Annotated in this window: 12 protein-coding genes and 2 pseudogenes; 8 read left to right on the top strand and 6 right to left on the bottom strand. The window is 61.1% G+C overall.

What is annotated here, in order from left to right; translation table 11 throughout:
- Positions 1-5: 5 nt before the first annotated feature.
- Both HAV18_RS17630 and HAV18_RS17625 read right to left on the bottom strand, forming a co-directional pair.
- Entirely contained in the window at positions 6-767 is a 762-nt protein-coding gene (locus HAV18_RS17630) for a bifunctional 2-polyprenyl-6-hydroxyphenol methylase/3-demethylubiquinol 3-O-methyltransferase UbiG (RefSeq protein WP_166958028.1), read from the bottom strand.
- A 56-nt stretch (positions 768-823) separates the two neighbouring features.
- Entirely contained in the window at positions 824-1954 is a 1131-nt protein-coding gene (locus tag HAV18_RS17625; protein ID WP_347814766.1) for a cytochrome P450, read from the bottom strand.
- Between the two features lie 1907 nt (positions 1955-3861).
- Here HAV18_RS17625 and HAV18_RS17620 point away from each other — a divergent pair.
- The 4 genes and pseudogenes from HAV18_RS17620 to HAV18_RS17605 all read left to right on the top strand — a co-directional run bounded on the left by HAV18_RS17620 (position 3862) and on the right by HAV18_RS17605 (position 6751).
- Positions 3862-4725 carry an N-acetylmuramoyl-L-alanine amidase-like domain-containing protein gene (locus HAV18_RS17620; protein WP_166958026.1) on the top strand — a complete coding sequence of 288 codons (864 nt, stop codon included), beginning with the start codon at positions 3862-3864 and terminating at the stop codon, positions 4723-4725.
- A 112-nt stretch (positions 4726-4837) separates the two neighbouring features.
- Positions 4838-5008, top strand: a pseudogene (locus HAV18_RS17615) (transposase); the annotation flags it as partial.
- 393 nt (positions 5009-5401) lie between these two features.
- Positions 5402-5701, top strand: a pseudogene (locus HAV18_RS17610) (YSC84-related protein); the annotation flags it as partial.
- A 330-nt stretch (positions 5702-6031) separates the two neighbouring features.
- Positions 6032-6751: a Crp/Fnr family transcriptional regulator gene (locus tag HAV18_RS17605; protein ID WP_166958022.1), complete on the top strand. Its 720-nt coding sequence runs from the start codon at positions 6032-6034 to the stop codon at positions 6749-6751.
- 108 nt (positions 6752-6859) lie between these two features.
- On the opposite strand, the gene HAV18_RS17600 is transcribed toward HAV18_RS17605, so the two are convergent.
- Together HAV18_RS17600 and HAV18_RS39930 are read right to left on the bottom strand one after the other, a co-directional pair.
- Positions 6860-7291 (bottom strand): PRC-barrel domain-containing protein, encoded by a 432-nt coding sequence (locus HAV18_RS17600; protein ID WP_166958020.1) that lies wholly within the window; start codon positions 7289-7291, stop codon positions 6860-6862.
- Between the two features lie 225 nt (positions 7292-7516).
- Entirely contained in the window at positions 7517-7699 is a 183-nt protein-coding gene (locus HAV18_RS39930; RefSeq protein WP_243771683.1) for a hypothetical protein, read from the bottom strand.
- A gap of 114 nt (positions 7700-7813) precedes the next feature.
- Here HAV18_RS39930 and HAV18_RS39925 point away from each other — a divergent pair, with 114 nt between their 5' ends.
- The 3 genes from HAV18_RS39925 (at position 7814) to tkt (ending at position 11607) form a co-directional block, all read left to right on the top strand.
- Positions 7814-8332 carry a hypothetical protein gene (locus HAV18_RS39925; protein ID WP_243771682.1) on the top strand — a complete coding sequence of 173 codons (519 nt, stop codon included), beginning with the start codon at positions 7814-7816 and terminating at the stop codon, positions 8330-8332.
- Between the two features lie 332 nt (positions 8333-8664).
- The gene (locus tag HAV18_RS17590) at positions 8665-9450 is read left to right on the top strand and encodes a PRC-barrel domain-containing protein (RefSeq protein WP_166958018.1); all 786 of its coding nucleotides are present in this window, start codon (positions 8665-8667) and stop codon (positions 9448-9450) included.
- Between the two features lie 81 nt (positions 9451-9531).
- A complete protein-coding gene (gene tkt / locus HAV18_RS17585; protein ID WP_166958016.1) occupies positions 9532-11607 on the top strand; it encodes a transketolase in 2076 nt (691 codons plus the stop codon).
- A gap of 23 nt (positions 11608-11630) precedes the next feature.
- On the opposite strand, the gene HAV18_RS17580 is transcribed toward tkt, so the two are convergent.
- A complete protein-coding gene (locus HAV18_RS17580; protein ID WP_166957921.1) occupies positions 11631-11795 on the bottom strand; it encodes a hypothetical protein in 165 nt (54 codons plus the stop codon).
- Positions 11796-12271: 476 nt separating this feature from the next.
- Between HAV18_RS17580 and HAV18_RS17575 the strand changes: the two genes are divergently transcribed.
- On the top strand, positions 12272-13561 hold the full coding sequence (locus HAV18_RS17575; protein WP_166958014.1) for a cation:proton antiporter: 1290 nt from the start codon (positions 12272-12274) through the stop codon (positions 13559-13561).
- A 187-nt stretch (positions 13562-13748) separates the two neighbouring features.
- Here HAV18_RS17575 and HAV18_RS17570 read toward each other — a convergent pair whose 3' ends face one another.
- On the bottom strand, positions 13749-13895 hold the full coding sequence (locus HAV18_RS17570) for a DUF3096 domain-containing protein (RefSeq protein WP_006413561.1): 147 nt from the start codon (positions 13893-13895) through the stop codon (positions 13749-13751).
- Positions 13896-14209 lie beyond the last annotated feature (314 nt).

The raw sequence follows: 14209 nt of genomic DNA, 5'->3' as shown, positions 1-14209 counted from the left end.
GGATCTCAGGTCCGGGCATCGACGAGCCATTGGTGATAGGTGGACGCTGCGGGCGGGATCAGTTCAATCTGGCGGAAGCCCGCCTCGCGTGCGAGCTCGACGACCCGACTGCGAGCGATCGGACGATAGCGGCCGACGAAGTGCTTCGTCTCCCACGCCGCCAGTTCGGTCTCGATTACGAAATGAAGATGGAAGTCGTAACTCCCGTCGTCGTGCCAGTCCCAGACTTGGTGAACTATCCGCCTGCGCCCACCGTCCGCATAGAATGCCGGGGCGGTCGTCGCCGGTCGCACGTCTGTCGTCTCGTCGTAGTCTCGGAGGGCCACGAGGGCCTGTCCTTGGGTCGTGAGGCACTGTCTCGCGAAGCACAGCGCGTCGAGGGCCTCGGTATCGTTTTCCGCGTGCGTGAGGTAGTTGTCCAGCAGGAGTGCCACGTGCGCGCTTCCTTTGAGGCCCCACTCGTCCGGGCCGTGGGTCAGGATGTCGCCATGGAGGATCGTTGCCACCATGCCCACGGATTCGAGCTCGTTTCGGGATCGCTCGACCGACTGTAACGACGAGTCGATACCGGTCATCTGGTAGCCTGCGGCCGCGAACGGTAGGAGCTGCGTACCGATGCCACTCGCGCAGTCAATGACACGAACCTCCGGTGCCGGCCGAGGAAGGAACGGCGCAAGCTTGTCGAGTTGCCAGCGCTGGAAGCGCTTCCAATCTGCGAAAAGCAGATGATTGAACGGTGCCAGAGCGTCGTAGAAGTCGTTCTGCATGAATGTTTCCTTCATGAAGAGAGGAGGGGGCACGTAGCGACCCGGCCGACGGTCGCTCAAGCCGTGGCGGGGGGGCTCCCGGAACGACGCACCATCAGCGTCTTGAGCCCCCGATAGAGGGGGATGTCCAGCCAGTCCGAGCCCGCCTCACATAGCTGGAGTCGTGGCCAGCGGCGGACAAGCACCCCGATTGCACACTCCGCTTCCATGAGCGTCAGGCCCGCCCCGATGCAGACATGTGGACCGCTTCCAAACGACAGTGGGACGCCAACGCTGCGGTCGAGATTGATCCGATCGGGCTCCTCATATCGGCTAGGGTCGCGATTTGCTGAACCGATCAGTGGAAGTACCAAGTCTCCGCGTCGAATGTCTTTCCCATGGAGCGTGAAAGAACTGCTGGCGCGGCGGCCCGTATATTGGACCGGGCTGTCCCAACGAAGGAGCTCCCGCACGGCTGATCGCAATCGCGCCGGGTTTTCGAGCGCGGCCCACATCCCCGGTTCCCGCAGCAACCAGTAGACGGCCGTGCCCAACAGGTGACGGGTCGTCTCATAGCCCGCGAATAGGAGCATCGCGCATTGCGAAAGCATCTCCGGCCCGCTTTCGATCTCGCCTCGCTGTTGGGCACGGACGAGCACTCCAAAGAGTTTGTCTTCCTCGAAGTCACCGGTGTCGAGACAAGTCTCGATGTACTCGGCCATGCCTAACAGGCCCGTGCGGGCCGCCAGTGCGTCAGCTTCGGACGGACGCACTGAGCCGATAAACTGCGCAAGAACCGACGACCACGTGAGGAATCTTTGCTGATCGACATGACGGAAACCCAGGAAACGAGCGATGACACGCGCAGGCAACTGCCGTGCGAACGTTTCGATGAAATCGAATGGCGAATCGTCACCGCAGGACGCTTCAACGTTGTCAACAAGCTCGTTCACTGTTGCGTCCACAAAAGCGCTCATTTTCTGGATAGCTTCCGGGCGAAAGCCGACCTGCATGGCTTGACGCAGGCGCGGATGCGTTGGCTTGTCGACGAAGAGCAACGCACGTGCAAAGAGTCGCTGCATGTCGATCAACTGCGCGCGAACGTCACTGCGAGAGCGAGGAGCTCGCATGACCCAGCCGCCCGTGCGGCAGGCGGAAAGTCTCGGATCCTTCAGGGCGGATTGAACAGCGTCGAATGTGGTCAACACCCACGCACCTCCGAACAGCTCGTCTGTCCAATAGATTGGTCCTTGAGAACGCCAATCCCTGTATTTCGCATATGGATCTATTTCTGTAGGGTTCCTATTTAATATTCCTATGCTTGCCATATCGGTTGGTATCCTTTATTTGACGCTCGCGCAGTCTACATTTCGCAAATACCGCTCCATGCCGAGCGTTTGTCAATCCTTGTGACGCGGGTAGGTCAGTATTATGAGGCGGCCAACTTGTTGAGGAGCCGGTGTACTATCGATCACCGGGGTTCCTTCTTTGATCGGAATGCACTTCAAGAGCGGTTCGATCTTGTCGCCGCCAGGGATTTTTCGCTAGGACTGCTCTGACGTGCCAATCAACATGAACGCCATACTAAGGATGGTCACGCGCGACAAACAGTTGAGCTAGCGACCAGTGCGATGTTGCACCACCGAGAACGTCGACTCGATCGGATTCTCGATCTGCATATCTTGCCAACGAGCCGAGCAGCCGTAGAACGCGAGCAGTGCATTGTGACCTTTGATGGGTCTCTCAACTTTGGAACTTGGATCGTTACCGCCCTGCAACCGAAACGATTTGATGCTATGGCAAGAGGCTGTTGTACACGATCGATCGTCGATCGTCTTCACGTTCGAACTCTGCTCGCGCATCGGTGCAATCTCCACCTCGATTGCTTGCTGGGTAATCCGTCACGCTCTGCTGGTTCAGCTAGTTCAGACAGGGCACGCCCTTGATGTCCAATTCTGCTGCTTGATTGCCATCCGTTTCCTGCCCATGCTCGGCAATGGGGTATCGATTATCGGACTGTCACTCCTCAAAGCAACATCCTCCGTAATCGTTTCAGATTTCTACCACTTATCCATCGGTCAAACCAATTTCGACAACAATAGCTGTCAATCAAGATTGATGTGAATTCACCTTGTGTAGCTCAGGGGACGAAACTAACATACGTCTGAACAATACGCATGTCAATAAATATTGCAGTCGGCCATCTCACAATTGATTTGTGATGCGTTGCCTTAGTATGAAAAACGCGAAAGCTGAACCGATTGACGCAATCGTGAACGAGATCGATATAGTGATGGAAAAATAAGGGAGGCATTGTAGGTTGTGTGCGACTGAATGACGTAAGTTGTGGCGGTAGTGGCCAAGGGGGTATGTAGGGGGCGGCAATGCAGGGAGGCTGATTAAGAGTGCTCGGCGCCAGCAAGCATAGTCGGCGATCAGAACCTGTCTGCCTAAATCGGCGACCGACGATCTGATTGGGCAAGACGATTCTTTACCGCATACCGAACCAACAGGCGCCGCTGTTCTAGCTATTGGATAGCGTACGATGAGTCAATCGAGCGCCGGCTGTTTGAGAAATGCGAGCAGATCGCAAAGGGTGGAGGGCGGGGGCGCGTGACGATCTAGGTGGAAGACGAAAGCGAAAATGTGCAGCGATCACGTCATCAATTCTGATTTGCCTATCAAAGATGCATTTGATCGTACGCACAGTGCGATGGTGCTTGGCTGAACGCATTGGCTGCCCAGCTGCTTCCGACTGCGAGAGGGGCGAGCTTTGTGGTGTTCGAACTTCATAAAGTCGATGTTAATCAGGGCCTGAATCGCTTTATCAAGAAGACTGTCTGGACAATCTATCTGAACATACGCTGGATTCGATTCATTTCTTGATTCCCGTAATGCAATTCGTGGACCAGTGTGTTGAGCGCCACGGCCTGGCTCGGCGCGTGGCCGGAATGGCTCGAAAGGATTGGAGCAACCTCTATTGATCGAAAAAGTAGCAGAACGTGATTGGTAATTTTTCGAAAAGCTTCAGAAAACCCGTATGTAGGTGCGATGGCACCTAAATATCGGTGATTGGCGCGTGGCACTTTCGTGACCGAATTAGGGGAAGAACGCGATGATGGTTGAGATAAAGAAGGGGGATCGAGCGACATCCCTCGCGGAAGCGCTTGTCGGGGCGCTGCAGTCGATCGATGGGGCCGGGGCCGGGGCACGGGCCGTGTTCGCGGCACAGTGGCTCTGTTGCGCAGGCATAGGTTATTCGAGGGAACGCATCGAGGATCATCGGCTACTTGGCCACTGCGTTGATTTCTCTTCTTTCGACTGCGCGACCTTCGTCTATGCCGTCAATGCTCTAGTGAATGCCCGATCGCTCGACGCGTTTGTGGAAACACTGCACGACGTACGATACTCCGGACCGCCATCAGTCGAGACTCTGATTCATTACTCCCTGAACGTGCTCAGACGGTTCGAGGCACGCGGTGTGCTTTACGAAGTCCGATTAACGGAACCTGATCACCTCCGCGAGCGATGTGTGCTGGTGGATGATCGTGGCGGCAGAAACTGGTTCATACAACAGGAAAAAATCGGCGATCAGAATCGTGGCCGATCGCTATGCTTTAGCTACACGCCGACTGCCTTGTGGACGCGCGAAATGGCTGGCGTGTGCGACGGAGACACCATTGTCTTCGTCTCGGCGAAACCCCCACACGAATATCCCGGGATTGTTGGTCATCTAGGCATCGCATACCGGACACCGGCAGGTGAATTGACAATGTACCACTCCACCAAGATGACGGTTGGTGCCAAAGACGGCCCGTGTGCAGGTGTGTCGTTGCTGAGGCATTGGGACGAGGCGGCGCAGGCGCTGTGTGCGACTCACGATCCGCGAACCGTAATGGAATACCTCTGCAGTAACCCCGAGCTGTTCTGTGGAGCGGCCGTCTTCCGACCCGTCGAAGGCCCGGCGTCATTTCAATAGTCGCCTTCGTGTCCGCTCGGACACATCATGCTGACCCCAGCCCACAAAACCGTCCCATTTGAAAGTGGAAAATTCCGGCATGAAGTTATCGTTGAGACTAGGAGGTCATGCCGTGAAGAAGAGCAAGTTCACCGACGAGCAGATCACATACGCGTTGAAGCAGGCCGAGCTGGGCACGCCTGTCGCGGAGGTCTGCCGCAAGATGGGAATCAGCGACGCGACGTTTTACAACTGGCGGACGAAGTACGGCGGGCTGTCACCCTCGGAGCTGCGCCGGCTGAAGCTTGCCGTCCGCGACGTCCTGAATGGCCATGAACCTGTCCAGCTCGCGCATCGTCATCGTGGCAGCCTCCGGCGCTGGATTGCCAGCGGTCGGGCAGCTTACGACAGGTCGAAAAACGGACATCTGAACTTAGCCCGAAGCGGACATTTGAACTTAGCTACTACAAATAAAAAAATTGATCATCAGCATTATGTAAAGTTAAAATGATTCAAAATGGAATCCACGGGCCGCTGCCGCTCTTTTGCGTAAAACTGTTCCCGTATGGCTCAGGTTTGCCGGCCCGTGCGACGGCTTTGTCGTCAGCTCCTGCTGTCCGTTTCTCGCCTGAAGTTTCTCGACCTCCTGCGACGCCTGCCAGAAGAACAGTGGATACGTCAGCAGGATGGTCCACCCGGCAGCACGGTCGGGCACTACAGCACCACGACCGGCTCGATCGGTCTGCAGATCGGTGCGCAATCGAAAGCCATCATCTTCCTGCTCATGACCACGGATGCGCTCGATCGCTTCCGTAGCAGCGAAGGCTGGTCTTCAGGCGCCGACGTATCGGTGCCAGTCCTGACGGTCGGCGCGAACGGCAATGTCGAAACCAGCACCGCGACCGTGCCGATCGAAGCGTTCGTGCTGACGAACAGCGGGTTGAGGGCGGGCGTGACGCTTGAAGGAACGAAGGCCACGAAGCCGACGGCGCTGTAGCGCTCACGCTCAAGGCCGGCTGGGCGAACGAGCCTGCCTGCCGACCGATATTTCCCGTCAACCGCTCCGTGAAATATCGGTTCCGCATCGAGCGATGCGCGATTGCGCGAACCTTGATCAGACATGTGTCGGCACTATAATTTTTTGAAGGTCGATTCGTATTCGAACGGTCGTCCCGAATTCATCAAGAAAGGGGACATATTGCCGCCACTGTCCCGCCTGGTCGTCGGATCGGCAAGATATGATGGTTGGCTCCTTCCGCCGATTCCCGCAGCGCCCACATCGGCCGGATTCTTCATCGTCAGCCGGGCGCAGGCGCAGGAGCCACGCATGCAGGACAACCCGCCCATCACCGAAAATCACCTGCTTGCCGCGCTGCCGGAGAACGAGCGCGCCCTCCTCACCGCACACCTGACGCTCGTCGAGATGCCGTTGGGAAAAGTGCTGTACGAGTCGGGCGGCCAGCTTCATCACGTCTATTTTCCGACCACGTCGATCGTGTCGCTGCTGTATGTGATGGAGGATGGCTCGTCTGCTGAAATCGCGATCGTCGGCCATGAAGGAATGATCGGCGTGTCGCTGTTCATGGGCGGCGAAACGACGCCGAGTCGCGCCGTCGTGCAAAGCGCGGGGCAAGCCTACCGGCTCGACGCGAGCATCCTGAAAGAAGAATTCCGGCGCGGCAACGCGATGCAGCGCCTGTTGTTGCGCTATACCCAGGCGCTGATCACGCAGATGGCTCAGACCGCAGTGTGCAACCGGCATCACTCGATCGATCAGCAACTGTGCCGCTGGTTGCTGCTCAGTCTCGACCGCCTGCCGTCGAACCAGTTGCGCATGACGCAGGAGCTGATCGCCAACATGCTGGGCGTGCGCAGGTCAGGTGTGACGGAAGCGGCATTGAAGCTGCAGGACGCGGGCCTCATCCGCTACAACTACGGTCATATCGAGGTGCTGGACCGGCCGGGGCTCGAAAAGCGCGTGTGCGAATGCTACAGCGTGGTCAAACGCGAATTCGATCGCCTGCTTCCCGACCTGAAGCGACTCTAGCCGCTGCGGCGCCGCAGCATACCGGCCGTCCCCGCAGACGCCCTTGACGCTTCCGATCGCGTGGAGGCGGAGGATCGACACCTTGCCGTTTTCGACGCTATCGCTTGGCTAGCCTCGAACGACCCAGTACGGCGTCCGGTTGTAGTACTGGTGAAGCGACAATCCCCACTGTGACTGCGTCATCACCGGCCAGTGCTCGTCGTCGAAGCCCGGGGTGCCTTTGACATGCGCGGCGGTCACATCCAGATGGAAACATTTATCGTCGATATCGTATTTCATCGCACTCCACGGAATGGCGCAAAGCATCTCGCCCACACCTCCGCTGGAAGCAACCGCGTAGGCAATTCTGCCGTGGTGCAGATCGAGCACGATGTCGAAAACATTTCCAATATCCTCACCGCCCGACGCGATGATCTTACTGCCCTTCAGGGCATCCGCGGTCGTCACCATACGGCCGGGCACATCGACGGTGCCGCCTTCGACAATGCTTGCCCCCTTGCTGCCCTCCCCGGATGGATCGGGGGTGTTGAGCATCCTCATGATGTCCTCCTTGGACAAGATCCCGGAATATCCATTTCGCGCACGGTCTCGACATTGACAATGACACTCGACGTACGAGAAAACGCTGCGCGCACCGGCATCGGAAGTCGGTACGGTTCCGTACCTGGACACATCCGGAATATCGGTTCGACTCGATGGAACCTGGTCACGACGGCATGGCGCCGTCGTCTGCGCAAGGTGCGGACCCGCGCCGCGCAACCTGCACTAGCGGTGCTTGATGTGCGACGACTTCCGGTGATGCTTTCGATGGGCCGGGCTGGCAATTATCCTGGTAACACCGCCTATCGACGGCGGATCGCTGGCGGGAAACGTCCCCTCGACCGCCTCGTCGACATTGCGTTCGCTCTTGCCGCCGTTCGTATGCTGCTCTCGATACCTGTTGCGCATAACCGCCTCCGTGGAACGGATTGTCGGACGAGGCTGGCCCGGATTCGACTGGCCACGTGCGGACGGCCCGCCAGCGTGGGATGCCGCCGATTACGACGCCAGCATAGGCTCGATTTGAAAATTCCGCTGAGCACGATCGTGATCTGCCGCAAGACACCGGACAACGAAAGTCGAGCACGTTCGCAACGCCGACAAACGCGCATGCCGGTCCGCGCAAGCGCAGGGCCAGTTCCGGTTCCGCTCGCCACGCGCACCGGCACACCGTCCGGCATCGGACAGACTGAGCCCGCACGTCCCGCGTATAGCTACGCTACCGAGCTGGACGTTTCTATCGGACATGCACGTCGAACCACGATGGTGCCGGGATCGGGCATGCGAATCGTCGGCCTGATCGTTGCGCTCGGCTGCCTGGTCGCCGCACCGCAGTTGCATGCGGAGAGAATGAATCACAGCGGGGACCAGGGCAATCACGAGCGTATGTCGCATCAGGGCGGTCATCATTACGATCATCGCCGGTATGCAGGCGGCGGCTATGACGGGGGCGATGTTAATCCCTATGGCCCGCCTCCGATGGTTTACGCGCCGGCACCGGCGCCGGGCGTCTCGCTGTTCATGCCGCTGCGGCTGCGTTGACGCACGAACCGGGTCAGGCAGCCCTGCTCGTCCGGCAGTACGTCGACATGGCAATCCTCACTGCTTCGCGATCCTGATGATGATGCTTGAGAGGATGTGTCGCGACAGGCCGTACGGGACCGCTCGCCGCGCTCGCCCCGATGCGTGCTTTGTACGGTTTCGTACCGCATCGGCCATGCGGCGCGTGTAGCGTCTCAAACATGCCGGCTATCCGGGTGGACGCGCTCGGCAGGAATCGCTCCGCATCGGCGGACGAACGGCTGGATGCCACCGCACGGCAGGCAGGTCGGCCGGATCACCGAAGTGCCGAGCATCGCTCTGGCGAGGACATCATGTTACGAAGCATCCGAAGGTTGCACGGAGACACGGTTCGAGCGAAGGACGGCGATATCGGGCACATCCACCAGGCCTACTTCGACGATGACAACTGGTGCATCCGCTACCTCGTCGTCGAGACGGGCGACTGGCTGCACGACAGGCAGGTGCTGGTCTCGCCGTATTCCGTCACGCACGCCGATCCCGAAACCCGCACGCTATACGTCAGCCTCACGCAACAGCAGGTGAGAGACAGCCCGAATCTGGACACGCACAAGCCGGTATCCCGTCAGCACGAGATCGAGTACCTGCGTTACTACAACTACCCGACCTACTGGGGCGGTCCGAACCTTTGGGGGATGGGCGCGTACCCGGCTTTCGATCCCGCCGGGCCGTCGCAGGACCCCGACGCCGGCAATCCGCTGTTCTCGCACAACGCGCCGGCCAGTGCAGCGGCGGATACGCATCTGCGCAGCACCGGCGAGGTCGACGGATATCGGCTCGAAGCCACGGACGGACATATCGGTCACGTATCCGACTTCATTTACGACGATGAAGCGTGGGTGATCCGCTATCTGGCGATCGACACGTCGAGCTGGTGGTCGACCGGCAACGAAGTGCTGATCGCGACGCACTGGCTCGACCAGGTGGACTGGCCCACGGAAACGGTATCGGCCACGCTCACGCGCGACGCAATCCGCCGAAGCCCCCGATACGACGACTCGCAGCTCGTTCATCGCAGCTACGAGATCGCGTTGCATGAGTTCTACGGCAAGCACGGCTATTGGTCCGGAGACCGATAACGCAGATCCGCGCAATGGTTAACCAACGCCACCACGATCCCGTGCGGGATATCGCGTGACCGGACGCCAGGGAGCAGTCGCATGACCTCAACCGATTTCCCGTCAATAGAAGGTTCGGCACTCGACGCGCTCTGCATCAACACGCTGCGCTTCCTGTCGATCGATGCCGTGCAGAAAGCGGCGAGCGGCCATCCAGGTTTGCCGCTCGGCGCCGCGCCGATGGCCTATGTGTTGTGGATGCGCCATCTCAAGCATCATCCCGCCAATCCGGCGTGGCTCGATCGCGATCGCTTCATCCTGTCGGCCGGACATGGTTCGATGCTGTTGTACAGCCTGCTTCACCTGACCGGCTACGATCTGCCGCTCGATCAGATCGAGCGCTTCCGGCAATCGGGCAGCCTCACGCCCGGTCATCCGGAGCGCGGCCTCACGCCGGGTGTCGAGACGACGACCGGTCCGCTCGGCCAAGGCTTCGCCAACGCCGTCGGGATGGCGATGGCCGAAGCGCATCTCGCTGCGCGCTACAACCGCCCCGGCTTCGAGATTGTGGATCACCACACTTACGCGCTCGTCAGCGACGGCGACCTGATGGAAGGCGTCGCAGCGGAGGCCGCATCGCTTGCCGGCCATCTCCAGCTCGGCAAGCTGATCTGCCTGTACGACGACAATCGGGTCACGCTGTCCGCCGGCACGGCCCTCACCTTCACCGAAGATCGCGCGCGACGGTTCGACGCCTACGGCTGGCATACCGAAACGGTCGACGACGGCAACGATCTGGCCGCCATCGACGCGGCGCTGGTCAACGCGCGTGCCGAGCCACTGCGTCCGTCGTTGATCCTTGTGCGCACGCATCTCGGCTACGGCTCGCCCAACCGGCAAGACACGTACCTGGCTCACGGATCGCCGCTGGGCGACGCCGAGGTGCGTCTGACCAAGCACAACCTCGGCTGGCCGCCCGACCCTGCGTTTCATATCCCCGCACCGGCGCTCGCGCATTTTCGTCGCGCGCTGACGGAGGGGCGCGCACGGGAAGATCACTGGAATGCGCGGTTCGAAGCGTATGCAAACGCGTTTCCCGAGCTGGTCGCTGCACTGCTGAACACGGTGCGCGGCACGCTGCCCGACAGGTGGGACCGCGATATCCCGGTTTTTCCGGCCGATCCGAAAGGCATGGCGACGCGGGTTGCCTCCGGCAAGGTGCTGAATGCACTCGCCTCCCGCGTCCCTTCGCTGGTCGGCGGCTCCGCCGATCTGAATCCCTCCACCTTCACTGCACTGACCGGGCTCGGCGATTTCGAGGCTGCCGGCGTGAGCCCGCTCGACCAGCAAGGTTCCGACGGCGGCGGCTGGAGCCGCAGCGGCCGCAATCTGCATTTCGGCGTGCGCGAGCATGCGATGGGCGCGATCCTGAATGGCCTGGCGGCTCATGGCGGCATCCTGCCGTTCGGCGCGACCTTCCTGATCTTTTCCGACTACATGCGTCCGCCGATCCGGCTCGCCGCGTTGATGCGCCTGCAGGTGATCTATGTGTTCACGCACGACAGCCTGGCCGTCGGCGAGGACGGTGCGACGCATCAGCCGGTGGAGCAGCTTGCCGGCCTGCGCGCGATCCCGGGCCTGCTGGTGATTCGCCCGGCCGATGCCAACGAGACCGCCGTTGCGTGGCGGGTGGCGCTCGAAGCCCGGGAACAGCCGACCGCGCTGGTCCTGACGCGCCAGGACGTGCCGACCGTCGATCGCTTGCGGTTTGCGCCGGCCGAGGGTTTGCGGCGCGGCGGCTACGTTCTGGCCGATGCCCCCGATGGCCACCCCACGCTGATTCTGATCGCGACAGGCTCGGAAGTCGCGCTCGCACTGGCGGCGCAAGTCGAACTGCTCGCGCGCGGCGTGGCGGTCCGGGTGGTGTCGCTGCCCTGCTGGCGATTGTTCGACGCCCAGTCCCAGCCGTATCAGGACGCCGTGCTGCCGAAGTCGGTCGGCGCGCGGCTGGCGATCGAAGCGGGCGTATCGCAAGGCTGGCGCCGCTATGTCGGCGATCGGGGCGACGTGCTCGGCGTCGAGGGTTTCGGCGCGTCGGCGCCGGGCGCCGAGCTGATGCGCGATTTCGGCTTCACGGTCGAGAACGTCTGCGACCGCGCGCTGAAACTGCTAGCCTAAATCGTGTACGGCACGTGTGCGTATCAGGCGTTCGAGCCGCCACCGGCCTGGCGCGTACCCGCATCGAGCCCCGCGTCGACCATCGACCGGGCATCGGACACGATGCGCGCCCCGTGATCATCGCCGTTGAAGCTTTCCGCATGGATCCGGTAGAGATCCTCGGTACCGGATGGCCGGACAGGCTCCATGTGCGGCCGGCCTGCCCGCTCGACGCTCAAGCATGAGGATAAGGGCGATGATGCTGACGAAATGCGAGCGTTCCGAGGGCGTCAGGCCACCGTATTCCAGAATCGACTCCAGCCGAATTCGCCAGCGTGCCAATGGCGCAGGTTCACCGAGCGTGACGCGTTCAATGAGTCGCTCAAGTGAACGCAGGTCTCCCTCGATTGCGGTGGTGGCCATGGCAATGCTCCGGTTGTCGTGAGGATCGACGAGCACTCTATGACGAGACGCAGCCCCACTCTGCCCGCTACCGTACAGAGCATGCGTGCCGCTTCGGGCAAGCCTTCCCGGCCGCTTCAGCCGCAGGCACGCGTCCCTGCGATCGCAATGGCCGCGCCCGATCCTTTGTCCGCCATCGGACAGACGCCGGATCGGCTCGCTGCGAACGTGGTACGAGCGGCGTATCGTCATTCCGTGGCGCGATTCATGCCGGGTATGCAAAGTGACTGAAACGATCGGATGCCTCATCTTCGGAGCCCTGCTGATTGTCATGGGACTCATCGGATCGTCGCTCGAGCGCCTGCCGCTGAGCGCGGCCATGGTGTATCTCGGGATCGGCTTCCTGATCGGACCGGCCGGCACCGGCTTGCTGTCGATGACCTTGCCGGATGACGTCACGCGCTTGCGCATCGCCGCCGAAATCGGCCTGCTGATCTCGCTGTTCGCGATCGGCCTGAGGCTGCGCGTCCCGCCCGCCGATCCTCGCTGGATATTGCCGCTGCGGCTCGGCGTGGTCGCGATGATCTTCACCGTCGCGTTGATCGCCGCGCTCGGCGTGCTGGTGTTGCATTTGAGTCTCGGCGTCGCTGTACTGCTGGGCGCGACGATCGCGCCGACCGACCCCGTGCTCGCTCATGACGTCGGCGTACGCGACGCGGGTGACGTCGAACTGGTGCGCTTTTCGTTGTCCGGCGAAGGCGGGATCAACGACGGCACGGCCTACCCGTGCGCGATGCTCGGCCTGCTTGTGTGCAGTTCGGGCGCGACGTCGGCGCTTCACTGGAGCATGGTCGGCGGCATTGCATGGGGCATCGCGTCCGGTGTGGGCGCCGGCTGGCTGCTCGGCTTCGTCACCGCCCGGCTCGTTGCATTCCTGCGCAGTCGTCACGGACAGGCGCTCGGCCTCGAAGGGTTCTTCGCGCTGGGCCTGATCATGCTGTCGTACGGCGTGGCGCTCGCCATTCATGGCTACGGGTTCCTGGCCGTGTTCGCCGCGGGCGTCGCGATGCGGCGCGTCGAGCATCGAACGAGCGGCCGAAAGACGTCGAAAGAGACGGTCGGCGTCGTGGACAGCGAGAATGTCGAGGCCACCGCCACCGATCCTGACAAAGCCCATGCCTTCGTCGCGGAATCGGTGATGGGATTCACGATCGAGCTCGAACACGTCGCCGAAGCGGTGCTGATCCTGCTGATCGGCGCACTTGTGTCCCGCTATTGGGCTGACATGCTCACCTGGGCAGGCGCGGCCGTGGTCGCGACACTGCTGTTCTTCATCCGGCCGGCCGCCACCCGGCTCGCACTGATCGGCTCCCGGGCGTCGCGCCACCAGCGCCGACTGATCAGCTGGTTCGGCATTCGCGGCGTGGGTTCCCTGTATTACCTGACGCTGGCGATCGAGCAAGGGCCGCGCGCGGAACTGTTGCCGCTGGTTCCTTGGGTACTGACCATCATTGCCGTATCGATCGTGCTGCACGGCATTTCAGCCACGCCGCTCATGCGCCGTTTTGCATGAGCCCATGGCCGGCGCAGTGGCACGATGCCTGCGTCGGGCGAACGGTTCGGGACATGCATCGACGCTTTCGATATCGAAGTAGACGGACGCGGGCGTGGAGTCTGTCCCGCAACGTACCGGACGCACGCGGGTCATCGCGGGTGCCGCGTGCGAGGTTCGTCACCTGCTGTTTCGTGGGATACACGGTTCAGTGGAGATGTCCTCCGAACAGCCCGAGCAATCCGATGACGATCAGGTAGATCGCAACGATGTAATTCAACAGACGGGGCACCACAAGAATCAGAATGCCGGCGATCAGCGAAACCAGTGGGCCCGCGCTCGTGAGAATGTGCATACGCCCTCCGCAAGATTGAAAACAACACAGGGATAAAAAGCCTCCCTGCCTTTGCCGCGTGTTACAGCGACTTGAGCCTGGAGACCTTCGATGTTCGTCGCAGCATGCTTCCCTCAGATTGTTCGTGGATATCCCTGACGCTACACACAGGTGAACGCTAATGCGGTACGAAAGCGTACCAAGCGCGCAATGCGGATCACATGCCCCCCCTCTTCGCGGCGATCGACCCGATCGCCGCCCGCGTGCATACGCCGGCGAGCCGGCGCCGATTCGCGTACGGCATCGTACCGACTTCCCTCTCGATCGCGCGCAGG

Origin of the sequence: Burkholderia sp. D-99, from assembly GCF_011605345.1 — a bacterium.
Taxonomy (GTDB): Bacteria; Pseudomonadota; Gammaproteobacteria; order Burkholderiales; family Burkholderiaceae; genus Burkholderia.
Note: the sequence above shows the minus strand (reverse complement) of the source record. Positions and strands in the feature narration are given on the sequence as shown.

Excerpts from the sequence above, each read along its gene's own strand:
- HAV18_RS17580 (WP_166957921.1), bottom strand. The coding sequence starts at position 11,795 with ATGGAGCCTGTCCGGCCATCCGGTACCGAGGATCTCTACCGGATCCAT.
- HAV18_RS17570 (WP_006413561.1), bottom strand. The coding sequence starts at position 13,895 with ATGCACATTCTCACGAGCGCGGGCCCACTGGTTTCGCTGATCGCCGGC.
- HAV18_RS17620 (WP_166958026.1), top strand. The coding sequence starts at position 3,862 with ATGATGGTTGAGATAAAGAAGGGGGATCGAGCGACATCCCTCGCGGAA.
- HAV18_RS39930 (WP_243771683.1), bottom strand. The coding sequence starts at position 7,699 with ATGCGCAACAGGTATCGAGAGCAGCATACGAACGGCGGCAAGAGCGAA.
- HAV18_RS17590 (WP_166958018.1), top strand. The coding sequence starts at position 8,665 with ATGTTACGAAGCATCCGAAGGTTGCACGGAGACACGGTTCGAGCGAAG.
- HAV18_RS17630 (WP_166958028.1), bottom strand. The coding sequence starts at position 767 with ATGCAGAACGACTTCTACGACGCTCTGGCACCGTTCAATCATCTGCTT.
- HAV18_RS17605 (WP_166958022.1), top strand. The coding sequence starts at position 6,032 with ATGCAGGACAACCCGCCCATCACCGAAAATCACCTGCTTGCCGCGCTG.
- HAV18_RS17600 (WP_166958020.1), bottom strand. The coding sequence starts at position 7,291 with ATGAGGATGCTCAACACCCCCGATCCATCCGGGGAGGGCAGCAAGGGG.
- tkt (WP_166958016.1), top strand. The coding sequence starts at position 9,532 with ATGACCTCAACCGATTTCCCGTCAATAGAAGGTTCGGCACTCGACGCG.